Origin of the sequence: Agrobacterium sp. CNPSo 2736, from assembly GCF_004005385.1 — a bacterium.
GTDB lineage: Bacteria > Pseudomonadota > Alphaproteobacteria > Rhizobiales > Rhizobiaceae > Agrobacterium > Agrobacterium leguminum.
This window is the reverse complement of sequence record NZ_RZTX01000001.1, coordinates 104,923-128,338: the sequence shown is the minus strand read 5'-3', so window position 1 is coordinate 128,338 and position 23,416 is coordinate 104,923. Positions and strand designations below refer to the sequence as shown.

At 60.6% G+C, this 23,416-nt stretch carries 25 protein-coding genes; 8 read left to right on the top strand and 17 right to left on the bottom strand.

Going from position 1 to position 23,416, the window contains the following annotated elements:
• Nucleotides 1-11: 11 nt before the first annotated feature.
• The 12 genes from EM858_RS00590 to EM858_RS00535 all read right to left on the bottom strand — a co-directional run bounded on the left by EM858_RS00590 (nt 12) and on the right by EM858_RS00535 (nt 10,667).
• Nucleotides 12-779: an amino acid ABC transporter ATP-binding protein gene (locus EM858_RS00590; RefSeq protein ID WP_127755471.1), complete on the bottom strand. Its 768-nt coding sequence runs from the start codon at nt 777-779 to the stop codon at nt 12-14.
• Nucleotides 776-1,537: an amino acid ABC transporter permease gene (locus tag EM858_RS00585; RefSeq protein WP_127755470.1), complete on the bottom strand. Its 762-nt coding sequence runs from the start codon at nt 1,535-1,537 to the stop codon at nt 776-778. Before EM858_RS00585 ends, EM858_RS00590 begins: the two co-directional genes overlap by 4 nt.
• A complete protein-coding gene (locus tag EM858_RS00580; RefSeq protein ID WP_127755469.1) occupies nt 1,534-2,241 on the bottom strand; it encodes an amino acid ABC transporter permease in 708 nt (235 codons plus the stop codon). The genes EM858_RS00585 and EM858_RS00580 overlap by 4 nt, the downstream gene beginning before the upstream one ends.
• Entirely contained in the window at nt 2,238-3,038 is an 801-nt protein-coding gene (locus EM858_RS00575; RefSeq protein WP_127755468.1) for an SDR family oxidoreductase, read from the bottom strand. The genes EM858_RS00580 and EM858_RS00575 overlap by 4 nt, the downstream gene beginning before the upstream one ends.
• Before the next feature lie 169 nt (nt 3,039-3,207).
• Entirely contained in the window at nt 3,208-4,143 is a 936-nt protein-coding gene (locus EM858_RS00570) for a 2-hydroxyacid dehydrogenase (protein ID WP_127755467.1), read from the bottom strand.
• 9 nt (nt 4,144-4,152) lie between these two features.
• Nucleotides 4,153-4,908 carry an SDR family oxidoreductase gene (locus EM858_RS00565; protein WP_127755466.1) on the bottom strand — a complete coding sequence of 252 codons (756 nt, stop codon included), beginning with the start codon at nt 4,906-4,908 and terminating at the stop codon, nt 4,153-4,155.
• Complete coding sequence (denD, locus tag EM858_RS00560) at nt 4,905-5,891, bottom strand: D-erythronate dehydrogenase (protein WP_127755465.1); 987 nt, start codon at nt 5,889-5,891, stop codon at nt 4,905-4,907. Before denD ends, EM858_RS00565 begins: the two co-directional genes overlap by 4 nt.
• A gap of 42 nt (nt 5,892-5,933) precedes the next feature.
• Nucleotides 5,934-7,445 carry a tripartite tricarboxylate transporter permease gene (locus EM858_RS00555; RefSeq protein WP_127755464.1) on the bottom strand — a complete coding sequence of 504 codons (1,512 nt, stop codon included), beginning with the start codon at nt 7,443-7,445 and terminating at the stop codon, nt 5,934-5,936.
• Nucleotides 7,442-7,894, bottom strand: coding sequence for a tripartite tricarboxylate transporter TctB family protein (locus tag EM858_RS00550; RefSeq protein WP_127755463.1), 453 nt, complete (start codon nt 7,892-7,894; stop codon nt 7,442-7,444). Before EM858_RS00550 ends, EM858_RS00555 begins: the two co-directional genes overlap by 4 nt.
• A gap of 72 nt (nt 7,895-7,966) precedes the next feature.
• Complete coding sequence (locus EM858_RS00545) at nt 7,967-8,635, bottom strand: 4-carboxy-4-hydroxy-2-oxoadipate aldolase/oxaloacetate decarboxylase (protein WP_127755462.1); 669 nt, start codon at nt 8,633-8,635, stop codon at nt 7,967-7,969.
• Nucleotides 8,636-8,731: 96 nt separating this feature from the next.
• Complete coding sequence (locus tag EM858_RS00540; protein ID WP_127755461.1) at nt 8,732-9,685, bottom strand: tripartite tricarboxylate transporter substrate binding protein; 954 nt, start codon at nt 9,683-9,685, stop codon at nt 8,732-8,734.
• A 94-nt stretch (nt 9,686-9,779) separates the two neighbouring features.
• Nucleotides 9,780-10,667 (bottom strand): LysR family transcriptional regulator, encoded by an 888-nt coding sequence (locus EM858_RS00535; RefSeq protein WP_127755460.1) that lies wholly within the window; start codon nt 10,665-10,667, stop codon nt 9,780-9,782.
• A 198-nt stretch (nt 10,668-10,865) separates the two neighbouring features.
• Here EM858_RS00535 and EM858_RS00530 point away from each other — a divergent pair, with 198 nt between their 5' ends.
• Complete coding sequence (locus tag EM858_RS00530; RefSeq protein WP_127755459.1) at nt 10,866-11,795, top strand: DMT family transporter; 930 nt, start codon at nt 10,866-10,868, stop codon at nt 11,793-11,795.
• Here the strand turns inward: EM858_RS00530 and EM858_RS00525 are convergent.
• The gene (locus EM858_RS00525; RefSeq protein ID WP_127755458.1) at nt 11,764-12,690 is read right to left on the bottom strand and encodes a DMT family transporter; all 927 of its coding nucleotides are present in this window, start codon (nt 12,688-12,690) and stop codon (nt 11,764-11,766) included. The two genes, EM858_RS00530 and EM858_RS00525, sit on opposite strands and share 32 nt — an antisense overlap.
• A 194-nt stretch (nt 12,691-12,884) precedes the next feature.
• On the opposite strand from EM858_RS00525, the gene accB reads away from it, so the two are divergent.
• The 6 genes from accB to EM858_RS00495 are packed head-to-tail and all read left to right on the top strand — an operon-like array spanning nt 12,885 to nt 17,672.
• Complete coding sequence (gene accB / locus EM858_RS00520) at nt 12,885-13,349, top strand: acetyl-CoA carboxylase biotin carboxyl carrier protein (protein ID WP_127755457.1); 465 nt, start codon at nt 12,885-12,887, stop codon at nt 13,347-13,349.
• Entirely contained in the window at nt 13,346-14,737 is a 1,392-nt protein-coding gene (accC, locus tag EM858_RS00515) for an acetyl-CoA carboxylase biotin carboxylase subunit (RefSeq protein WP_127755456.1), read from the top strand. Before accB ends, accC begins: the two co-directional genes overlap by 4 nt.
• Nucleotides 14,734-15,174, top strand: a complete 441-nt coding sequence (locus EM858_RS00510) for a hypothetical protein (protein WP_127755455.1) — start codon at nt 14,734-14,736, stop codon at nt 15,172-15,174. The genes accC and EM858_RS00510 overlap by 4 nt, the downstream gene beginning before the upstream one ends.
• Nucleotides 15,171-15,884 (top strand): 5-oxoprolinase subunit PxpB, encoded by a 714-nt coding sequence (pxpB, locus tag EM858_RS00505; protein ID WP_127755454.1) that lies wholly within the window; start codon nt 15,171-15,173, stop codon nt 15,882-15,884. Before EM858_RS00510 ends, pxpB begins: the two co-directional genes overlap by 4 nt.
• Nucleotides 15,881-16,879, top strand: a complete 999-nt coding sequence (locus EM858_RS00500) for a biotin-dependent carboxyltransferase family protein (RefSeq protein ID WP_127755453.1) — start codon at nt 15,881-15,883, stop codon at nt 16,877-16,879. The genes pxpB and EM858_RS00500 overlap by 4 nt, the downstream gene beginning before the upstream one ends.
• 25 nt (nt 16,880-16,904) lie before the next feature.
• A complete protein-coding gene (locus EM858_RS00495; protein ID WP_127755452.1) occupies nt 16,905-17,672 on the top strand; it encodes a 5-oxoprolinase subunit PxpA in 768 nt (255 codons plus the stop codon).
• A gap of 153 nt (nt 17,673-17,825) precedes the next feature.
• Here EM858_RS00495 and EM858_RS00490 read toward each other — a convergent pair whose 3' ends face one another.
• The 4 genes from EM858_RS00490 to EM858_RS00475 are packed head-to-tail and all read right to left on the bottom strand — an operon-like array spanning nt 17,826 to nt 21,755.
• Nucleotides 17,826-18,929, bottom strand: a complete 1,104-nt coding sequence (locus EM858_RS00490) for an ABC transporter ATP-binding protein (RefSeq protein WP_127755451.1) — start codon at nt 18,927-18,929, stop codon at nt 17,826-17,828.
• A 9-nt stretch (nt 18,930-18,938) separates the two neighbouring features.
• Entirely contained in the window at nt 18,939-20,015 is a 1,077-nt protein-coding gene (locus tag EM858_RS00485) for an ABC transporter substrate-binding protein (protein WP_035225087.1), read from the bottom strand.
• 25 nt (nt 20,016-20,040) lie between these two features.
• Nucleotides 20,041-20,844: an ABC transporter permease gene (locus EM858_RS00480; protein WP_003519698.1), complete on the bottom strand. Its 804-nt coding sequence runs from the start codon at nt 20,842-20,844 to the stop codon at nt 20,041-20,043.
• Nucleotides 20,841-21,755: an ABC transporter permease gene (locus EM858_RS00475; protein ID WP_245482971.1), complete on the bottom strand. Its 915-nt coding sequence runs from the start codon at nt 21,753-21,755 to the stop codon at nt 20,841-20,843. Before EM858_RS00475 ends, EM858_RS00480 begins: the two co-directional genes overlap by 4 nt.
• Nucleotides 21,756-22,203: 448 nt before the next feature.
• On the opposite strand from EM858_RS00475, the gene EM858_RS00470 reads away from it, so the two are divergent.
• A complete protein-coding gene (locus EM858_RS00470) occupies nt 22,204-23,406 on the top strand; it encodes a pyridoxal phosphate-dependent aminotransferase (protein WP_035225097.1) in 1,203 nt (400 codons plus the stop codon).
• Nucleotides 23,407-23,416: the final 10 nt, after the last annotated feature.

Genomic DNA, 23,416 nt, shown 5'->3' with positions numbered 1-23,416 from the left:
AGAGGTTGGGTCTAGTGTCTCAGATCGGCAAGAAACCGCTGCGCACGCGGATGTTGCGGATTTTTGAAAAACTCGTCCGGCTTTGCGGTTTCGAGAATGCGCCCGGCATCGATGAACCAGATGCGGTCGGCCACTTCCCGGGCAAAGCCCATTTCGTGGGTGACGCAGAGCATGGTCATGCCTTCGGCGGCGAGGCTCTTCATGACGGCGAGCACCTCACCCACCATTTCCGGATCGAGCGCTGAGGTCGGCTCGTCGAACAGCATGACCGGCGGCTCCATGGCGAGCGCCCGCGCGATGGCGACGCGCTGCTGCTGACCACCGGAAAGCTGGGCGGGATAGGAATTGGCCTTGTCAGCCAAGCCGACGCGGTCGAGAAGCTTCAGCGCCTTGTCATGGGCGACGGCCGGAGAAACACCCTTCACCCGGATCGGCGACATGGAGACATTCTCCACCACCGAAAGATGCGGGAAGAGGTTGAAGCTCTGGAAGACGAAGCCCACACGGCTGCGCAGTGCGTTCAGCTCCTTTGCGCGCATCTGGGCATGGATGTTCCTGCCATCCAGCATGATCGAGCCGCTGCTGATCTCCTCCAGGCGGTTGATCGTACGGATGAGAGTGGACTTGCCGGAGCCCGACGGGCCGCAGATGACAACGACTTCGCCACGGGTGACGTTTTCGTTGACATCCTTGAGCACCTGATAATCGCCATAGCTTTTGCAGACCTGCGAAAGCGTGATGGTGTAGGCGTCCTGAGAGGCGGAAACTGGCGCGGTCATAGCTGCTCCGTAACGATATTGGCGGGGGCCGGTGCCGTGTCTGCGGCAAGCTTGCCGCGCGGGCCGGCCCGGCGGCGGGCGATACGCCGCTCAAGAAGATTGGCGACATGGGTGAGCGACCAGCAGATGATGTAATAAACCAGCGCCAGAATGAGGAAGACCTGGAAAGGCTGGGTCAGGAGCTGGTTGTTCACCTGGTTTGCCGCAAAGGTCAGGTCCGGCACATTGATGACATAGCCGAGCGTCGTATCCTTGATGGTGGATACGAAAGTCGAGATCAGGCTCGGGATCATGTTGTAGAGCGCCTGCGGCAGGATGACATAACGCATCGCGCCGAAATAACCGTGGCCGAGGGCTCGTGCCGCATCCATCTGCCCCGTGCCCAGCGATACGATGCCGGCGCGGACGACTTCGCTCATGAAAGCGCCCTGATAGATGACGAGCGTGGTCAGCATCGTCACGAAGCTCGGCACATCGGCGCCGGTCCAGAGCGGAACGAGAAAATAGCTCCAGAGAATGAGCATCAGCAGCGGCACGCCGCGGGTGAAATAAACCACGGCAGTCACCGGCCAGCGCAGGAGCCGCCATTTCGACAGCCGCGCCAGCGCCATCAGGATGCTGACGGGAAAAGCGAGCGCGATGCTGAGCGCCGATAGGATGAGCGTGTTGGCAAGGCCTCCGAGGGGGCCGTTGGGATATTGGCCGATCAGGAGCAGCAGCCAGTAATCGTTTATGATTGCGATCATGTCATGGATCATGCCCGTGCCCTCCTGAGCGGATCGGCACGCATGGAGATATACGCTCCGAGACCCATGATCAGCAGCGAGAAGAACAGATAAAGCACGGTGGCGACCAGATAGACCTCAAACGTCCGGAAGCTCAGATTCTCGACTTCCTTGACCGCATGGGTGAGTTCCGGTGCGCCGATCAGAACGCCGAGACTGCTGTTCTTGAACAGCGAGGTGCTGTGGTTGATCAGCGGCGGCAGCGCGTTGCGAACGCCCTGCGGCATGATGACGAAACGCATGGCCGAGACATAGCTGTGGCCAAGAGCGCGCGCCGCTTCCATCTGGCCGGGATTGATGGAGCGCACGCCCGAACGCAAATCCTCGCTGAAATAGGCTGCCTGACAGAGGCCAAGACCGATAATGGCGAAGATCGCTTCCGCATTGTGGCTGGAAAGCCAGCTGGCCAATCCGCTTGGCAGCAGCGTGAAGACGCCGAAGTACCAGAGCATCAGCTGCACTAGCGTCGGAACGTTGCGGTGATAGGACACATAGGCCGCCACCAGCGGATCGCCGAAGCGGAAGGGCGACAGACGGATGGCGAGAAGCACGATGGCGAGCGACATGGCGAGCAGCCACGAGCCGGCATAGATGATGAACGTCATCTGGATGCCATGCAAAAGCATCGAGACGTAGTCCGCATTACTCAGGATAGCCCAGAGGTCAAAACCGCTCACGCGACTTTTCCTCCGGCTCCGCCCGCCGCGACCTTTTCAGCCGGCCGATTTTCAACCGTTTGGGGCTTGGCCGTCTGCAGCCCGCCCATGACCTGAAGCGTCGGGGTAATTTCCATGTGGCCGATATTCATGGCCACGGGTGCGGCGATGGCAAATGCAATCGCATCGGCGATATCGGAAGCCTGCGGCAATTCGAAACCATCGATGAAACGTTCGCGAATGCTCGGATCATCGCCGTGCACATGGTTGAAAATGTCGGTCGCAACACGGCCGGGGCAGATTTCCGTCACCCGCACGCGTTTGCCGAAAGCATCGATACGCAGCTGGTTGGACAGCATCGCCACGCCGGCCTTGCTGGCGTGATAGGTGGAATTGCCGCCGAAATTGTAATTGCCGGCAATGGAGGAGATGTTGACGACATGGCCGCGATCTCGCGCCACCATGCCCGGCACCACCATGCGGCACAGATGCAGCACGGCGCGCAGGTTGACGTCGATCAGGAGATCGATATCGCTCTCATCCGCTTCCAGAAACTTCTTCGGACGGTCGACACCGGCATTGTTGACGAGGACATCGAATGCAACCTCACTGGTGAGCTTCGCAAGCGCCGGCCGGTCCGTCACATCAATGACATGAGCAAAACAGCCCGTGCGCTTCGCCAGCTTGTTGAGAGCGTCCGCGCTTCTGGCAACCGCATGTACTTCAAGCCCTTCGCGGCAAAGGCGCTCAACGACGGCGGCGCCAATTCCGGAAGATGCGCCGGTTACGAGTGCGGTCTTGTAGTCTGAGAATGGCATGTTTGTCCCCTATCGTTGAGCAAACATTAGTGAAGCTTTCATCGCTTGCCTAAGACCGATTTTTTTTGGAGTAATAAGCAACTTGTATGGATGGCGATTGCACCACTTTCAGCGATGCGGCAATCCGGCCGGCGGGGCATACGTTCCCCTTGCCGGCCACCGGCTCATTCTAGACCACCGCCGTCGGCAGGTCCTGTCCTGCGAAATGCGCATCCAGATTGGCGAGAACCAGAGCACCCATCTGGAGCCGCGTCTCATGGGTCGCAGCGCCTATATGCGGGGCGAGAACGACATTCCGCATACCGATCAGCGCCTCGGGAACAAGCGGCTCGTTCTCGAAGACATCGAGCGCCGCACCCTTCAGCCCGCCTGCCAGAAGAATATCGACCAGCGCCTTTTCATCCACCAGCGATCCTCTGGCGACATTGACGAGCACACCATCCGGCCCCAGCGCCGCCAAGACCTCGCGATTGATCGCGTGTCTGGTCTCCGGCGTCGCCGCCGCCGTGACGATCAGGACATCGCAGGCGCTTGCGAGCGATGCTGCCGTTGAATGATAACCATAGGCCACGTCCTGTTTCCGCCGGCTGAAATAGGAAATCTCCGCATCGAAGGCTTCCAGCCGCGCCGCGATGGCGCGGCCTATGCGGCCAAGCCCGTAAATCCCGTAACGCCGCCGCGAGGCCTTGTTGCCAAGTGGCATCTCGGCTTTTTTCCACTCCCCCGAGCGGACATGGTGATCCGCGCTGACAAGCTGGCGCAGCAGCATGATGGAAAGGCCGATGGCGAGATCGGCGACATCCTCGGTCAGCACGTCAGGTGTGTTCGTCACCCTGAAGCCGCGCGCGCGGGCCTGATCGAGATCGACCCTGTCGAAACCGACGCCGTTGATGGCGACGATTTCGAGAGCGGGCAGGCAGTCGGCGAGATCGGGGGCGAGGCCGATATGGCCACCGGTGACGACGGCCTTTATCGAAGCCGCCTCCGCCTGCAAAAATGCCTGCTTGTCGGATATTTCGTGCCAGCGATGGACCCGGAAGCGCTTTTGCAGCTCGGCTTCTATCTGTGGCTGGAGCGGGTAGGTTTGCAGAAGATCGGGCTTCATGCGCACTCCTTACCCGCGACCGACAAAAGGCATGCCGCTCGCCATCACGGTCATGGTCAGCACATTCGCCTCAAGTGGCAGCGAGGCCATGTGCACCACGGCCTTGGCGACGATGCCGGCATCGATGGTCGGTTCGATGGCGGTGCTGCCATCCGCCTGCAGCACGCCGGTCGCCATGGCGCGGGTCATCTCGGTGCTGGCATTGCCGATATCGATCTGCCCGCAGGCGATGTTGAACGCCCGACCGTCCAGAGCGGCGGATTTTGTAAGCCCGGAAATGGCGTGCTTGGTCGAAGTGTAAGGCGCAGACCGCGGACGCGGCGTGGTGGCCGAAATCGAGCCATTATTGATGATGCGCCCGCCCTGTGGTGACTGCGCTTTCATCTGGCGAAACGCAGCCTGCGTGCAGAGGAAAGCGCCAGTGAGGTTCGCCCCGACCACCGCGTTCCAGGTTTCGAACGGCACGTCTTCGATATGGACCGCCGGTGCCGACATGCCGGCGTTGTTGACCAGAAGATCGAGACGGCCGAAACGACCGGTGACCTCGGCGAACAGCCGTTCGACATCGGCCGGAACGGAGATATCTGCCACGACGGCCAGAACGCGGTCTCGATGTTCGCGCCATTCGCCGACAGCGGCGTCCAGAACCTCACGCCGCCGCCCTGTAATCGCAACGCTGTAACCATCTTCCAGAAGCGCCTCGGCAATCGCCTTGCCGACGCCTGTTCCTCCACCCGTGACGAGTGCGATCTTTCCATTGCTCATGCTGCTTTCCCCTCCAGCTCATCTTCCACATGCGCCTGAATGATTTCGGCGAAGGATGTTTCCGCCCGGAAGCCGAGCGACAGAGCGAGCTGCGGATCGTAATCCTCGGCCCAGCCGTCGACGATCCGGATGATCCGCTCGTCGGGAACACGCTTGATAAGCGCCACCGCTTTTTCGCCGGCGAAGGCGCGCAGGGCCTCGATCTCATCGGCGACCGTGGCCGAAAGCCCCGGCATGATGAGATTGCGGCGAACGCCGAGCTCGGAGAGATCGACGCTCGCGGCGCGCAGCAGGAAGGCGACGGCCGAACGCGGGCTGGCGAACCAGTGGCGCACGGTATCGGCAACGGGCAGCACCGCTTGCTGGCCCACCAGCGGTTCGCGCAGGATATTGGAGAAGAAGCCGGAGGCGGCCGCATTCGGCTTGCCGGGGCGGATGCAGATGGTGGGCAGGCGGATGCTGACGCCATCGAAGAAACCGCGACGGCTATAATCCGCAAGCAACAGCTCCACGATCGCCTTCTGCGTGCCATAGCTGGTCAACGGCGCCGGCAGGAACTCGTCGCCAATTACCTTGGGGAAAGGCGACCCGAACACGGCGAGCGACGAGCAGAACACCACGCGCGGCCGGTATCCGTCCTTCTGATGTTCCAGACGAATGGCCTCGAACAGCGAGCGTCCGCCATCGAGATTGATGCGATAGCCTTTCTCGAAATCGGCCTCCGCTTCGCCCGAAACCACGGCGGCGAGGTTGAAGATCACATCTGGTCGCTTGGCGATCAGCTTTTCGGCGACGCCGGCATTCGACAGATCGCTGCGCTCGATGGTCAGCTTGCCGCCAAAACCTTTCGGCGCGGCCGGATCGAAAACATCTGTCAGCGTCATAGCGCTGATCTTCACACCGCCAAGCGCTCCGTCAGAAGCGAGACGTTGCGTCAATTTGCGGCCGATCATCCCGGCCGCGCCGATTATCAGAATATGCATGTTTCACCTTTGTTTGGCCGGCGGCGCCGGCTCGATTGATCGTCAGTCGTCATCACCCTGAAACACCACCTCGCGACGGCGCATGATCGCAGGCATCGCCATCATGATGACGACCATGCCGGACAAGGCGAGCAGGGTGGCGCTGATCGGATGGGTGACGAATGTCGAGAAACTTCCCTGCGAAATCAGCAGCCCGAGGCGCATGTTCTGCTCCAGAAGCGGACCGAGTACGAAACCCAGCACCAGCGGCGCCGGCTCGCAGCCGATCTTGCGCAGGAAGAAGCCGACGATGCCGAAGACCGCGCAGAACAGAACGTCGACGACGCTGTAGGAAAGCCCGTAAGCCCCGATGGCGCAGAACATCAAAATGGCGGGGCACAAGAAGCGGTAGGGAATGCCAAGAAGGCGAACCCAGATGCCGATCAGCGGCAGGTTCAGCACCAGGAGCAAAAGATTGCCCACCCACATGCTGGCGATAAGCCCCCAGAAGAGATCGGGCCGCGACTGCATGACTTCAGGTCCCGGTGTAATGCCCTGGATCATCATCGCCCCGACCATCAGCGCCATCAACCCGTTGGCGGGAATGCCGAGCGTCAGAAGCGGAATGAAGGAGGTCTGCGCGCCGGCATTATTGGCGCTTTCCGGCCCCGCCAGCCCTTCGATTGCGCCCTTGCCGAAACGGGATGGATCCTTGGCGATCTTGCGCTCCAGCGCGTAGCTCGCGAACGAACTCATAATCGCACCGCCGCCGGGCAGCACACCGAGGAAAGAGCCGAGCGCCGTGCCGCGTAGCACGGCCGGAAAGGCCTGTTTGAAATCCTGCCGGGTCGGCATCAGCGATCCGGTCTTTGCCGCACCCGCATCGCGCTCCACGCCCTGCTGCAGGTTGAAGAGAATTTCGCTGACGCCGAGCAACCCGATGGCCAGCACGACGAAGTCGATACCGTCGAACAGTTCTGCCATGCCGAAGGTAAATCTTTGCTCCCCGGATGTCGGATCGATGCCGACGAGGCTGAGCGCGATACCGAAGGCGACCATGCCGACCGCCTTGACCGGTGATCCGCTCGACAGGAACACGGCAAACAGCAACCCGAAGATCACCAGACTGAAATAATCGGCCGGCCCGAAGGCGAGCGCAACGGCGGAAAGCGGCTTTGCGACAACGACGATCAGGACCGTCGCCACCGTGCCGGCAAAAAACGACCCGAGCGCCGCCGTGGCCAGCGCCACACCCGCCCTGCCCTGCCGGGCCATTGCATAACCATCGATGCAGGTGACGACGGACGAGGATTCGCCCGGCAGGTTGACGAGGATCGCCGTTGTCGAGCCGCCATATTGCGCACCATAAAAAATGCCCGCGAGCATGATCAGCGCCGCCGTATCCGGCATCGTATAGGTGATGGGCAGAAGCAGCGCGACGGTGGCGGAAGGGCCGATGCCCGGCAGGATGCCGATCATCGTGCCGAGCGTGACGCCGAGCAGACAGTAAAAAAGGTTTATCGGCGTGACGGCCACGCCAAAACCGAGAACGATATTGGAAAGAAGATCGGTCATGGCAGCAGCGGTATCCTCTGTCCGAGACCGACAACGAAAATGAGGATGCAGGCAAGGATGAGCACCGCCGAAGGCAGCAGAACTTCAACCGGCCGGATCCTGCCATACGCGATGCAGGCGAGCACGATCAGCACGAAAGCGGCGGCGATGAAGCCCAATGGCTCGATCAGCAGCGCAAAACCGACAATGCCGGCGACCGCCAGAAACGGACGCATTTTCGGCGCCACCCAGGCTTCGGACGGTGTCTTTCCCAGCAAATCCTGCAAAAGCAGCGCGATGCCGAGTGCGAACATCAAAGCCGCGATGACCGTCGGCATATAGCCGGGTCCGGGCTGGAAATTAGTGCCCATGCTCAGCGGCCGCGTGCCGTAATAAAGCCCGGCGGCAGCCACCAGAAAGAAAGCCCCGGACAGAATATTCGCCGTCAGTTTCGAGCCGTGTTCGGCCATGATTATCTTCCCTCCACACTGAGAATACGCCGCGCCTCCCGACACGGCGTATTCAGATATCGAAACACTCGCTCAGTCGGCCCAGACACATCCCTTCGAGCGCATCATTTCATAGCGATCCTCGATATCCATCTTGCCCTGACGGTGCAGTTCCATCATGTGGTTCTCGTGATCGTCGCGCTCCCGGCAGGCCTTGACGAGTTTCGAGATATCGCTCTCGCGAACGACGACAACGCCGTCATCATCGCCGCAGACGATATCGCCGGGGCTGATCAATTCGCCGCCCACCACGACCGGATGGTTGATGGTGCCGAGCGTGTCCTTTGAGGTGCCCTTCATGCAAAGGCCGAGTGAGAAAACCGGGAAACCGATCTCGCGCAGACCCTTGCCATCACGCACGGCGGCGCTGACCACGAAGCCGACAATGCCCTTGCCGATGCAGGCGGCAGCCAGCACATCGCCAAAGCCCCCCTGATTGGGATTGTCACCGCCATCGATGACCAGCACATCACCGGGCTTTGCCAGATTGATGGCTTCGAAAATCATCAGATTGTCGCCGATATGGCATTTCGCGGTGATCGCCGGGCCACAGATTTTCAGGCCGGGCTTGATCGGCTTGATACGATAATCGAGAGCGCCGAGCTTGCCCTGCGCCTCATGAATGGTGGCGGGGCTGAACTTGCTGATCGCCTCGATATCGGCTTTGGAAGGGCGCTGGAAATTGCGGATGACATGGGCCATTGGCCGGGTTCCTTTCAACAGTGGGTCATGCCCGGACCAAACGCGGCCCAAGCGTCATTTTGATTAGGGGTGAGAGAAGCGGTCGGTACCGGCCGCTTATTTTGTCCAGGGCTTGCTTTTCCAGAGCTCGGCAAGATTGGCGTTGCCCTTCTTGAGCGCCTCGGCAAATTCGGCCTGGGTCAGCGGCAGCATGGTCAGTTCGCGCTTTTTGGCGTCGGCAAGATAATCCGGGTCCTTCAGCGCCTTCTGGAAGGCATCGACCAACTTTGCCTCCACATCCGCCGGCAGACCTTTCGGCGCTCCGAAACCGGCAAGCAGGCTGAACTGAACATCGTAGCCGGCCTCCTTGAAAGTCGGAACGTCAGGTGAAAGCGGCGAGCGCTCGGTACCTGATGTGGCCAGTACACGAAGTGCGCCGGAACGATTGTCGGCAAAAACCTCGTTGAGGTTCATGAAACCGAGCGTGACGTGGTTGCCAAGCATGGCGAGCCTTGCCGGTCCGCCGCCATTGAAGGGCACGAAGTTGAGCTTCACGCCCGCCGCATCTTCAAACAGCAGCGCGGTGATCTGGCTCGGATGGCCGATGCCGGTCACGCCGACGACGACCGGGTTCGCCTTGGCCGCCTCGACAAACTCCCTGGCGGTCTTGATCGGCGACACCTTGTTGACGGTCAGCGCCAGATCGCCGCCGATCTGGTTTGCGAGCGGCGTGAAGGCATCCTCCTTGTAGCTGGCATTGCCCTGCACGATCGGCGAATACATGGATGGAAAATTCAGAGCGCCGATGGTGTAGCCATCAGGCTTGGCATTGGCGATATAAGTCGCGCCGATCAGCCCGCCGGCACCTTCGCGGTTTTCCACCACGACCGATGTGCCGAGATATTTTTCAAGATAAGGCACCAGCGCCCGCGACTGGATATCGGTGCCGCCGCCGGCCGGATAACCGATGACCAGCGTCACCGGCCGCTCCGGATATTCCGCCGCCGCCCCTCCCGCAGCAAGGATTCCCGCGGCCGCCAGCATGCCAAACAGAGATGTCTTCAAACGCATATCTTTTCCTCCCCGATACGCTTTCACCGGGGAGGCTAGGAACAAGCCATCAACAACACAAATACCGAGTTTTCAAACTACCCATACAATTCTTTTATGGGTTGAACGAAGGTTCGCGCCTTGCGACCGACCGCAACAGGTCTCGAAACAGCCTGAAGGTGCGCTCATCCACCTCCCTGCCCTTCAGCAGGTGGATGGAGCGATAAATAACCGGATCGGTTATATGCGCGGCCTGAAGCTGGCCAGCCTCGTGCTCCTGCTGAACCGAATTCCATGACAGGATCGTCGCACCGATGCCGGCGCCGACGGCACGTTTGATCGTATCCTGCCCGTCTATCTCCATCGTCACATTCAAGCCAATACCGGCGCGGGTAGCGGCCTCGTCTATCGATGCGCGCAGCGGATTATCCCTCGGCGGCAGGATCAGATTGAGCTTTGCCGCAGCCTCAAGCGGCATCGACCGGCCGAGGGGCCTTGAGGAGACTGCAAACAAGCTCTCCTTGACGATGAGATCGTCGGCCTTCTCTTCCGCACCGACAAGCGCAACCGCCATATCCACCTTGCCAAGACGAATGAGGCGCAGCGATTCATCATTGCGCGCCTCTATCAGCCGCAGCGAAACCTTGGGCATCGAAGCGGCAACTTCACTGATGATGCTTGGTGCAAAGGCCGTCGCCCAGGAGGGGATGAGGCTCAGCCGGATCACCCGCTCATCCAGATAGGCCATGGCGCGAATTTCCGCCTCCGCCTGCCGAACTTTCTCGGTGATCTCCCGGGCATGGGCGAGAAGCACTTCGCCCTTCTCCGTCGCCTTCACGCCACGCGCCAACCGGTGCAGCACGGGAAAACCCACCAGCCGCTCCAGTTCCGTGATGTGGTGGCTGAGCGCCGGCTGGGCTATCCCCAACTGCCGCGCCGCAGCCGACATGGAGCCGCAATCGGCAATCGCGACCAGATATCGCAGCCTGCGCAAATCCAACATGCCCGCTTCCACCTCCCGCCGGTTCAAGAGGTGATCATGACACCAAATCGCCGCCATGACCTAGGGCAAAAAGCCCTTTTCCGCGGAAGGAGGGCAATGGGGCAAGTGATGGGGTAAGACAAGATTCTTATGGCAGCCGGCTAAGGCTTTTCTCCGCTTCTTCCCCATGACACGGTCCTGGCTGTGATGGGGAGCGGGATGGATCCTAAGACCGGTATTTTGCTCAAGCTGACGGCCATGCTGGCATTCACAGTCATGTCCGCCTGTGTGAAGGGCCTGGACGGGGCGATCCCGGTGGGCGAAGTCGTCTTCTGCCGGGGATTTTTTGCCCTCATTCCCCTCTGTCTCTGGTTCATCGCCTCCTCGGAGCGGATAACCGTGCCGGCCAAAAAGAACATCGGCAGCCTGCTCGCGGGCAGTTCGGCCGGGCTTGGCGGCATGTTCTTCGGCTTTCTGGCGCTCGCCTATCTGCCACTGGTGAATGTCACCCTGCTGAGCTACACGACGCCGCTTTTCACCATCATGCTGGCAGCGCTGCTCTTGCGCGAAAAGGTGCGGATTTACCGCTGGTCCGCCGTGCTCACCGGCTTCATCGGCGTCTTTATCACCTTATCACCCAATCTGGTCTTTGATGCCGCATCAGGGCCCGCACGGATCGACGGCGTTGCAATGATCGGAACCGCACTGGCGCTGACCGGCGCGCTTTGCGCCGCCTTTTCGTCCATCGCCGTTCGCCATCTGAACAGTATCGAAAAACCGTCGCGCATCGTGCTCATCTATACGCTGACGGGTGTGGTGGCCGGTCTCGCCACGCTCGGATTCGGATGGAAGATGCCGGATTTTCACCAGTTCCTGCTGCTCGCCGGCGGGGGCCTTGCCGGCGGCATCGGCCAGATCGCCATGACGCTCAGCCTGCGCCACGCCCAGGCCTCGCTGCTGGCGCCGTTCGATTACACCACCATGATATGGGCGATCGCCCTCGGTTATCTCTTCATGGCCGAAGTGCCGACGGGTGCGACCATCATTGGCGCCTTGACGGTCATCGCCGCCGGGCTTTTTGCGATATGGCGCGAAAACCGGCTGGCGAAACAGGCTGTCAGGGAGCCGACAGCGTCAGCTGTTCCGTGACGCGCTTTTTGTGCAACCGCCTTTCCCGCCACAGCGTGAACAAACCGGCGGCAACCACGATAGAAGCCCCCAGAATGGTCGTCAGGGCCGGAACCTGATCCATGAAGGCATAACCGATCAACAGCGCCCAGATCATCGTGGTGTAATCGAACGGCGCGAGCAGCGAGGCCTCGGCATAACGCAGGCTGAGCGTCACCAGTATCTGCGCGGTTCCGCCTATAAGACCGGTGCCGATCAGCAGTGTCCATTGCCACGCGGTCGGCATTTTCCAGCCCATGCCGACGCTCGCGAAACCAATGACGGTTGTGAGCAGGGTGAAATAGAAGATGATCGCGCCGGTATTTTCCGTCTGCGTCAAATGCCGGATCTGGATCATCGATATGGCGGAGAAAAAAGCCGCCGCCAGACCGAACAGACCACCGAGCATGGCGACGCCGGAACCGGAAGCGACATCCGAAACATCCAAGGAAAAATGCGGCGACAGGATCAGCACGATTCCGCAGAGCCCGACGACCACCGCCGTCCAGCGATAAATCCTGACGACTTCTTTCAAAAGCAGCACCGCCAGAATGACGGTGAAGAGCGGTGTCGCGTAGCTGATGGCCGTCGCGTCGGCCAGCGGAATGTAGGCGAGCGCCAGATAGCTGAAGACCATGCCGCCGGTGCCGGAAAAACTCCGCACCAGATGGCCGCCAATGTGGCTGGTTGCCACCTGCCTTCGAAAACCGCCCTGCGCCGCCATCCACAAACAAAGCGGCAGCATGGCCACCGCCGACCTGAAGAAGACCACCTGCCCGATGGGTATTTCGCCCCTGAGGCCGCTGATGCAGGCGCCCATCAGCACCAGAGCGAGCGCTGCGGAGATTTTGAGGAGAATGCCTTTGCGGGAATCCATGGTTCGTTCCTTCGGACGTCTTTGAACCGTTTCACCACGCGGCGGCGGGATATCAAACCGCAAAGCAATGTCCATAGGAACTTCGTCTGACCCCATCAATCCCGCCCCCATGGTAGCTATTGCTGATGGACAGGGTGCGGATTCCGCTCCGCCCGCCTGCCGCCGTGGGGACAAAAAAGACGTTGGAAACCAATATGGATCTGGAAAAGATCAAGAAACTGATCGAGTTCGTCGGCTCTTCGCGAGTATCCGAATTGACCGTGAGCCAGGAGGGAACCACGGTCCGGATCATCCGCGAAAACAATGCCGTTTCACTGCGGGCGCCATCATCGCAGCCCCGGCCCGTTGCGGTGGCGGAAACGGCATCCGAGACATCCCGCGCCGAAGAGCAGGCGCCCGCATCCGCCGCAGCCGCACCGGTCTCATCCGGCATCGTCGCAGCACCCTCATTCGGCCTTTTCCATCGCGCCCCGAGCCCGGGTGCGGCGCCTTTCGCCGAAGCCGGGGACGAGGTCAAGGAAGGGCAGGAACTCTTCATCATCGAGGCGATGAAAGTGTTCAACACCGTGAGGGCCGAACGAAGCGGCAGGATCGCCAGATTTATCGCCAATGACGGCGAAGACGTCGAACTCGGACAGCCGGTGCTGGAGTTCGAATGATGGATGTGACACTCCCAAAGGTGGCTGAGCCAAGAACATTCGACAGTGTCCTGATCGCCAATCGCGGCGAGATTGCCTTGCGGGTGCAGCGCGCCTGCCGTGAACTCGGCCTGAAGACCGTCATGATCTATTCGGAAGCCGATAAGGATGCCGACTATCTGAAGGCGGCCGATACCGCCATCTGCATCGGCCCGGCGTCTCCCGGCCAGAGCTACCTCAACGTGCCGGCCATACTGCTTGCGATGGAGCTGACCGGCGCTGGCGCGGTTCACCCCGGCTATGGTTTCCTGTCCGAAAGAGCGTCTTTTTCTGAAGCCGTGGAGGCGGCGGGCGCGGTCTTCATCGGCCCGCGCGCCGATGCCATCCGCACCATGGGTGACAAGATCGCGGCGAAGCGGGCGATGATGGAGGCCGGCGTGCCCTGCGTTCCCGGCCCCGATTCCGCCCTGCCGGATGACATGGCCGAAGTCTCGAAAATCGCCGCCGAAATCGGTTATCCCGTCATCGTCAAGGCGGCCGGCGGCGGCGGCGGGCGCGGCATGCGTGTCGTGCGCGAGGCCTCCGCCCTTCAGGATGCCGTTCTCGTCACGCGTGAGGAGGCGAGCCGGGCCTTCGGGACGCCGGAACTCTATATCGAGAAATTCCTCGAACATCCGCGCCATGTTGAAATTCAGGTTCTCTGCGATGGTCAGGGCGGCGGGGTCTGGGTTGGCCTGCGCGATTGTTCCATGCAGCGCCGCCACCAGAAGGTCGTCGAAGAAGGCCCAGCCATCGGCATCGCGCCTGATGTCGCGGCTTTCGTCGGCAATCGCTGTGTCGAGGCCTGCCGCCAGATCGGTTATCGCGGCGTCGGCACCTTCGAATTTCTCTACGAAAATGGCGAATTCTATTTCATCGAGATGAATACCCGCCTGCAGGTCGAACATCCGGTCACGGAAATGACCTCGGGCGTGGATCTGGTGCGCCAGCAGCTTCTCGTCGCGCTCGGCCATCCGCTTGAGATTTCGCAGGAGGATATCGTCTGCGAAGGCCACTCGATCGAATGCCGCATCAATGCCGAAGACCCCTATAGTTTCATTCCCTGCCCCGGCCTTATCACGGCGCTTCACCTGCCGGGCGGCCCCGGCGTCCGGGTCGATACCCATGTGACGGCGGGTTACAGGGTTTCCGCCCATTACGATTCGCTGATTGCCAAGCTCATCGTCCATGCGCCGACCCGCGAGCAGGCGATCCTGCGCATGCGGCGCGCACTTGGCGAAATGCACATCGAAGGCGTTTCCACCAACCTGCCGCTTCATCGGGAAATATTGCAGGACCCGGCCTTCTCCGAAGGCGGCACGGATATTCATTACCTAGAACATTGGCTTGCAGCGCGGAGTGCAAAGTGAAGCGACAGCCTGTTTCCATATCCCGCTACAGCGAGCCCGGCACGATTGCCGATCTTGCCGCTCACCTCGAGCGCAACAACGTCTCCGCCATCGAGATAGAGACCCCGGATGGGTCATTGAAGATCGTTGCCATGGCAGTCGGTCGGGCCCCTGCCGCACAGCGGCCCATTGAAGCGGCCAAAGCGTCGGTAAAGGCGGGGGATATTCTTGCCCGTGCACCGATGGCCGGCATCTTCACAGCAGCCCATCCGCAGCGCCCCGACCGGGCGGTTCGGGCAGAACAATCCGTAGCGAAAGACGAGATCGTCGCATTCGTGGCAGCAGGCCCCGTGCTTGTTCCGGTCATCGCCGAAAAAGCCGGCACCGTCAGCGAAACCGTGACGGAAACCGGCGCGCTTGTCGGCTATGGCTCCACCCTTCTCAAGACCGAAACATGATGGTGACGTCGATGAGCAACCTCCCGCTGAAAACGCCCCACCTCACCCCCGCTCATCTGGGCCTGCCGAAAATCTCGATGATCGGCAACAAGACCTTTCTGATCGAAGCGCCCGGCGAGCTGGACCTGCCCGCCCAGCGGCGCATCTGGGCGCTGACGCGTGCGCTGAAAGATCGCCCCGAGGTGCTGGAATTGATACCCGGCATGACCAACCTGCTGATCGTGCTGCGCGGCACGCCTGAAGATGCCGGGCATTTACAGGACGAGCTTCTCGACCTCTGGCAAAGGACGGCGGAACTCGATCTTCTCGGCAAGACCATCGAAGTGCCGACGACCTATGGCGGCGAGCACGCCATCGACCTTGCGGCGATCTGCGATTATTCCGGTCTGCCGGACAAGGAGGTCGTGCGCCTGCACTTCGAGCGCACCTATACGGTTTTTGCCGTCGGCAGCGCACCGGGCTTCGGTTATCTCGGCGGTCTCGACCCACGCATTTTCATGCCGCGCAAGAAAGTTCCGTCGCTTCGCATGTTGAAGGGCATGGTGACGATTGGCGGCATGCAATCCGGCATCTCGGTGCTGACCGGACCGAATGGCTGGAATTCCCTGGGCTTCACCGAAATCATCATGTTCGACGCGACGGCCGAGCAGCCGGCGGTGCTTGCGCCCGGCGACCGGGTTCGTTTCCTTCCTGAAAGGATCGAACTATGATCCATATTCTTGCCTGCGGGCCGCTGAACACCGTCCAGGATCTCGGCCGCGCGGGTTACCGCAATATCGGCATCACCGCCACGGGCGCGATGGACCCCATCGCGCTCAGGGTCGGCAATATTCTCGTCGGCAATGGTGAGGATGCCGCCGCGATTGAAATCCAGACCTTTCCTTTCCGCATCGAATTCGAAGAAGCGTTGACCTTCGCGGTAACCGGTGCGGACTGCGCCGCACTGCTCGATGGTGCGGATCTGCCGCCCTACTGGTGTGTGCGGGCAGAAAAGGGTCAGATTCTCGAATTTTCGACGCCGCTTAAAAGTGCGCGCGCCTATCTCTGCCTTCAGGGCGGCGTCGACGTGCCGCTGGTCATGGGATCACGAAGCACCTCGCTTCGCGGCTCCTTCGGCGGCCATGAGGGACGCCATCTCACCACCGGCGACAGGCTGTCCGTTCTGCCGTGCGAGCCACCGGCGCTGCCGGCAGGCGGCCTCGGCGTCGTGCCGCTTGCCGAGACGATGCCGGACATGTTTCCGGTATCTGACAAGGGCGAATTGCTGCTGAGAGCCATTCCTGCGGCCGAACACGATCTTTTCGGCGAAGGTGCGGAACGTTTCTGGTCCGAAGCCTGGAAAATCACCTCGCAGAGCGACCGCACCGGTTACCGGCTGGCCGGAACGCCGCTAACGCTTTCGGCTCCCGTCGAGTTGCGCTCCTATGGCGTCATTCCGGGTGTTGTTCAGGTGCCGCCGGGCGGCGAGCCGATCATCCAGATGAGCGACGCCAACACGGCCGGCGGTTATCCCAAGATAGCCGGTATCATCGACAGCGATCTGTGGCGGCTTGGACAGGCGCGCATCGGCAGCCGCATCCGTTTCGTGCAGGCAACGGTGCGCGAGGCGCTGGAAGTCGAGCAGGCGATCGACGCCTATTTCGCCGATATCCGCAAAACCCTGCCGCTGGTCACCGCCGCACTCGGCACGCTGACAAAACGATAATCCTGAAGAACAAGGAGAGGGAACCATGAAGATCGATGTTAATTCCGACATGGGCGAAGGTTTCGGCGTCTATAAGGTCTGCGACGACGAGAAGCTTATGGAAGTCGTCTCTTCGGCGAATATCGCCTGCGGCTTCCATGCCGGCGATCCGGAAATGATGGCGCGCATGGTGCGTCTGGCCAAACAGAACGGCGTCGGCGTCGGCGCCCATCCCGGCCTTGCCGACCGTCTCGGCTTCGGCCGCCGCGAAATTCCCGTCGATGCTGAAGAAATGGAACAGCAGGTTCTCTACCAGCTCGGCGCGCTTTCGGCGATTGCGAAAGCGCAGGATGTCGCGCTCTCCCATATCAGCTTCCATGCCGCCATGGGCAACATGATCAACCGCGATGCGGCGCTTGCCGAACGGATCATGAAAAAGATCAGGGCGGTCGATCCCGATCTCATCGTCTTTTCGATGCCGGACATGCTGATCGAAAAGGCGGCGCTGGATTGCGGGCTGAAAGTGCTCAATCTCTTCCTCGCCGACCGCGCCTATGATGTGAAGGGCCAGCTCGTGCCACGCAAGCTGCCCAATTCAGTCATCAAGGAAGAAGGAAAAGTTCGTGCGCGGGTGCGCCAGTTTCTGGAAAATGGCACGGTCACGACCATCGAGGGCGAGATCATTCCCGTTCGCGCCCGGTCGATCCTTGTTCACAGCGACACACCCGGCTCGCTGGAGCTTGCCCGCACGGTGCGCAGCGAAGTGGAAGCCTGCGGCGGCAGCGTCGCGCCGGCGCATGAGGTGGTCGCCTGAAGCGGGGCACACCTCATATTCTGACGTACCAAAAGTTACGGCACCGCATTCCATTCAGGAGCGCGGTGCCGTAACTTTGCCGGCTATCTAATTACGGTATAGATTTGCGACCGCCACAAGCCGGGCCGCGTGAGCGCCCCGGCCATAAAACCATCAATTCAGCTGGATCACGTGGTTGCTGTCGCTCGTCCAGCTCAGTCTCACCCGGTCACCGGCGGCGCTGACGGCATTGGTGAAGCCTTCCGTCTGGGTCTGCCGGTAGGCGATCATCGGCTCGCCATTGTCCAGACGCAGATAGTAATGCAGCATGAAACCGCGATAAACGACCTGCTCCACCCTCGCCGTGGTGGAATTGCTGGCGTTTTCACCTGCGTCCACCGCAAGCGGTGAGACCGAAATCGCTTCGGGGCGAACGGTGACGACGACCTTGTCGCCCTGAACCGCCCCCATATCCTCGACATCGAGCCGCACGCCAGAACCGGTGACCAGCCTTGCGGAACGACCATTGCGCTCCGCCACGCTCGCCTCGAAGAAGTTCGAGGCGCCGATGAAACCGGCGACGAAGCGTGTCAGCGGCTTCTGGTAGATTTCGCCGGCTGGTGCGATCTGCTCGAGATTGCCGTCACGCATCACGGCAATCTGGTCCGCCATGGTCAGGGCCTCGTCCTGATCGTGGGTCACCATGATGGTGGTGAGACCAAGCCGTTGTTGCAGGCTGCGGATCTCGACCTGCATGCTTTCCCTCAGGCCCTTGTCGAGCGCACCGAGCGGCTCGTCGAGAAGCAGCATCGAAGGTTCGATCACCAGGGCACGGGCCAGAGCCACACGCTGCTGCTGGCCGCCGGAAAGCTGCACCGGCAGCCGGTCACCGAAGGTATGCAGTTGAACGAGATCGAGCGCCTGCTTTACCCGCCCTTCCCGGTCGGCCTTCGAGATGCCCCGCATCTCGAGACCGAAGGCAACGTTTTCGGCAACGGTCATATGGGGAAACAGGGCGTAGTTCTGGAAGAGCATGCCAACATTGCGGCGGTGAACCGGGGTGCGCGTGGTCGGCTTGCCCCCGACCACGATTTCACCCGAGGTGGGATCGACAAGCCCCGCAATCATGCGCAGGCAAGTCGTTTTCCCACATCCGCTCGGACCGAGAAGCGCCAGGATTTCCCCTGCCTTGACGGTAAGCGAAACATCATCGACGGCAACGACCTGACCGCTGTAATGCTTGGTCAGTCTTTCCAGGCGGACTTCTACGGATTTCATCAGCGTTCCTCAGCCGTTAAAGGTCTGGTTGTATTTTTCGAGCCATTGGGCGCGGCGCGGGATGATGTATTTCCAGTCCGGCGTGAAGAGGTTGAGCGATTCCATCTTCGCTTCCGGATAAGCGAGAAACTTCGCCGTATCTGCGCCGAACTCGATGCCCTTGACGGAGGGGGCGCTCAGCGTCGCTTCCGAAAGCATCTTCTGCACACCGGGATCGAGGATGCGGTTGATATAGGCAAGCGCGAGATCGCGGTGCGGCCCGCCCTTCACCAGCGCGATGGAGTTGATGCCGGTGAATGCGCCTTCCTTAGGAAAAGTCATGTCCAGCGGCACGCCCTTCTTGGTGTGCGGATAAACCGCCTTGGAATATTCGATGCCGCCGAAATCCGCCTGGCCCTGCGCCACCATCATCGTCTGTGCTTCCGCGTCGTATATCGAGAGCACGTTCGGCTTCAGCTCGGCGAGTTTCGCCCAGCCGGCATCCGTATCATATTGCGCTTCCTTCAGCGGCTTGCCGGTCGCAAGGGCGGCCGCCACCATCAGCATCAGAACGCTCTGGGTGTTCTTCGGTGTGTTGAGAAGCATGCGGCGGGCATATTTCTTGTCGAACATCTGTTCGTAGCTTTCGAACGGCTTGCCCGTCGTCGGATTATAGAACAGGCCGGCAATCGAGATTGCAAAACCGACGCCAAAATTGTCTTCGAAAAGATAACGCGAATAGACATTCTTGAGGTTGGGGATTTCGTCCATCGGCAATTGCTCGATCAGGCCTTCCTCCTTGGCTTGGGGAACACCGACATCGTCCATCGACATCACGCTATATTGCGGATTTTCACGGGTGGCGCGCAGCGTGGCGATATTGGCAAGCGTCGCGCCTTCGGTCGTCAGCACCCGGCACTTATATTCCTTTTCGAAAGCCGGGATGACTTCCTTCTTGATCAGCCCGCCCTGCGCCGAGTTATAGACCCCGACATACATGGTGCGGTCCTGTGCGGAAGCCGCGGTATAAAAATAGGGTGTGGCGAGCGCGCCTGCGGTGACTGTCAGGAAACTGCGCCGTTTCATGATGATGGTCTTGTCTGTCATTTCCGGTACCCCTCTTGTTGTTGATTTACATAGCCATTGCCCGGCGCAGACCCACCAGCCTGTCGAGGACGAGCACGACGGTCACCGCCAGAAGGATGATGATGGTGGACATGGTCGCGACCGAAGGATCAAAGACCGTGCCGATCTGGCGATAGAGAACGATGGGTACCGGCAGGTTCGCGGAATCGGCCAGCCACATCGAAACGGGATAATTGTCGAAAGAAACCATGAAGCAGAAGATCGAGCCCGAAGCGACGCCGGGCGCGATCTGCGGAAAGATCACCCGCGTGAAAGTTTTCCAGCGCGTGGCGCCAAGCGTGCGCGCCGCCTCCTCGAGGCTGACATTGACGAGCTGAAGGCTGGTCAGCACCGTGCGGATCACATAGGGCGACGTCACGACGGTGTGGGCGATCAGAAGCTTCAGCTTGGTATCCATCCAGCCATAGCCGGAGAAAAGCTGCAGCAGTGCCAGGCCGGTCACCAGCACGGGAAAGATCAGCGGCGAAAGCAGCAGCCCCTTCATCAGCGAACGGCCGATGAATTTTCCCCGGGAAAGCGCGAAGGCTGCGGGAACACCGAGCGCCAGTGAAAGAATGGTGGTGGCGACAGCCAGCGCCGCGCTGAAGGTCAGGCCGGCGGTGAATTCCTCGTTCTGCATTACCGCCGCATACCAGCGGAAGGTGAAACCCTGCGGCGGGAAGGTGACGAAGTAACTGTCGGAAAACGAGATGGCGACGACAAGAACGATGGGGGCCAGGATGAAGACCATCATGGCGGCGGTGATCGCGTAAAGGACGATGGCGGAAGTGCCGGTCAGCTTGTTGTTCATGACGCGCTTGCCTTGATACGACGCCCGCCGAGCAGCCGCATCGAGACGGCGTTGATCAGAATGACGATGAAGACGAGGATGGTGGCGATGGTGGCGCCGAACGGCCAGTCATAGACGGCGAGAACCTGCTGTTCGACCATGTTGCCGAGCATCTGCGAGCCGGGCCCGCCGATCAAAGCGGGAATGACGTAGGATGCCGAGGCCAGAGAGAAGACCAGCGTGAAACCCGCGACCAGACCGGGAAGGCTGAGCGGGAAGGTGATCCGCAGGAACACTTTCCAGGTGGGCGCGCCCAAAGTTCTGGCGGCCTGCTGCAGATTCGGATCGATCTTTCCGAGAGCCGAAGACAGCGGCAGCACCATCATCGGGAAAAAAATGTGCAGGGAGCCGATGATGACGGCGGCATCCGAAAACAGCAGCGTCATCGGACTGTCTATGATGCCGAGATTCATCAGCACGTAGTTCAAAAGGCCGGTCGGACCGTTGCCGAGAATGAGCTGCCAGCCATAGGCGCGCACCACGACGCTGACGGCCAGCGGCGCAATCACGATCAACGTGATGATACGGGTCGTGACGATATTGCCGCGCACGAGAACGGTTGCGACCGGATAGGCCAGTATGGCCGCAAGAACCGAGGTGATCAGGCTGATGCGGATCGTCGCCCAAAGCACCTTCTGGTAAAGATCGACCTCGAAAAACCTGACATAATGGGCAAGCGTGAAGGGGGAGCCGATCAGCCCTTGTGAATTCTGGGTCATGACGCTGAAGCTCATCAGCCGAACCGCCGGCCAGAAGAAAAAGATCAGCAGAAAGATCAGCAGCGGCAGGATGAGGATGCCGGGCGAAAACAGCCGACGCTCGAGGGCCTTCCAGCCGGAAACTCCACGGCGTGGCGGGGCATGTGGTTCCATGATCGCAATATCCGACATCTATACTCCCGTCGCGTTGAATACGGCACGAGGCATCGCTTTGAGCCGAACGAGATCGTCCAGGCCCTATGACTAGAATTTGCTGGGTGTGCTCCCTGTCGAGGCATCCGGTCTTTTGCCGGCGCCTGTCGCATATTTCTGCATTTTCGCGCCGGTTACCTCTCTGGGTAACATTGCCCGACGCGTCGTTCCCTTGTTGTTGAGCCAAGCTTAGGGGCTAAGCCGACGGGCTGCATAATAGTTTATTCCTCTGAGGTCATCGCATACGAGTATGGACTGCCCACCCCATTTTGATGGCGATGCATCAAAATCCCGTATGACCTCACATCGAAGTCGTATTGGGGAAACGGCGGAAAATTCCCGTAACCTCTTTGTCATGCACTGGCGTCGCGACGATGCCTGCCTTCACCGTTACAATCGGAAATAATCCATGCCCACTATCGCCCAACGCCTTAACAACGTCACCGTGTCAGCTTCGCTCGCCATGACCCAGAAAGCCCGCGATCTCGCCGCTCAGGGCATCAAGGTCATCAGCCTGTCATCCGGCGAGCCGGATTTCCCGACGCCTGCCCACGCGGTCGAGGCGGCGCATGCGGCAGCCCTTGCCGGCGACACGAAATATCCGCCAGCCGACGGAACGCCGGCGCTGCGGGCCGCGATCCAGCGGAAGTTCAAGCGCGACAATAATCTCGACTACGATCCGAGCCAGATCCTGGTGGCGGGCGGCGGCAAGCAGATCATCTTCAACGCCATCATGGCCACCTGCGACCCGGGCGATGAGGTCGTCATTCCCGCGCCGTCGTGGATCAGCTATGCCGATATCGTGAAGTTCGCGGGCGCCGTGCCGGTACCGGTGGTTTGCCCGGAAAATAACGGTTTCCGCCTGCGCGCCGAAGATCTCGAAGCCGCCATTACCCCGAAGACCAAGTGGCTGCTTTTCAACTTCCCCAACAACCCCACGGGCGCCGCCTGCTCCCGCGCGGAAATGAAGGAAATCGCCGAGGTCATGCTGCGGCATCCGCATGTCTGGATCATGACCGACGACATGTATGAGCACCTGATCTATGACGACTTCGAATTCTGCACCATCGCCGAAGTCGAGCCGCGACTTTACGACCGCGTCCTGACCGTCAACGGCGCATCGAAAGCCTATGCCATGACCGGCTGGCGTCTCGGTTTCTGCGGCGGCCCGAAAGATCTCATCAAGGCCATCAGCAACGTCAATACGCAGAACAGCGGCGGTGTCGCGACCATCGTGCAGGCTGCCGCCGTCGCGGTTCTCGACGGCCCGCAGGATCTGCTGAAAGAGCGCGCCGATATCTACAAGACGCGCCGCGATTTCGTGCTCGGCAAGCTTTCGGAAATCGAGGGGCTCCGCTGCCACAAGCCCGAAGGCGCCTTCTATATCTTCCCGAACATTGCCGCGCTGATCGGCAAGACCACGAAGGGCGGCACGAAGATCGAGAACGATACCGATTTCGTCATGGCGCTTCTCGCCGAACATCATGTTGCGACAGTGCAGGGCGCGGCCTATGGCCTCAGCCCCTTCTTCCGGCTTTCCTATGCCACCAGCATGGAAAACCTTGCCGAAGGCTGCGCCCGCATCGCCGAATTCTGCAATGGAATGAAATAAGGAGAACAGC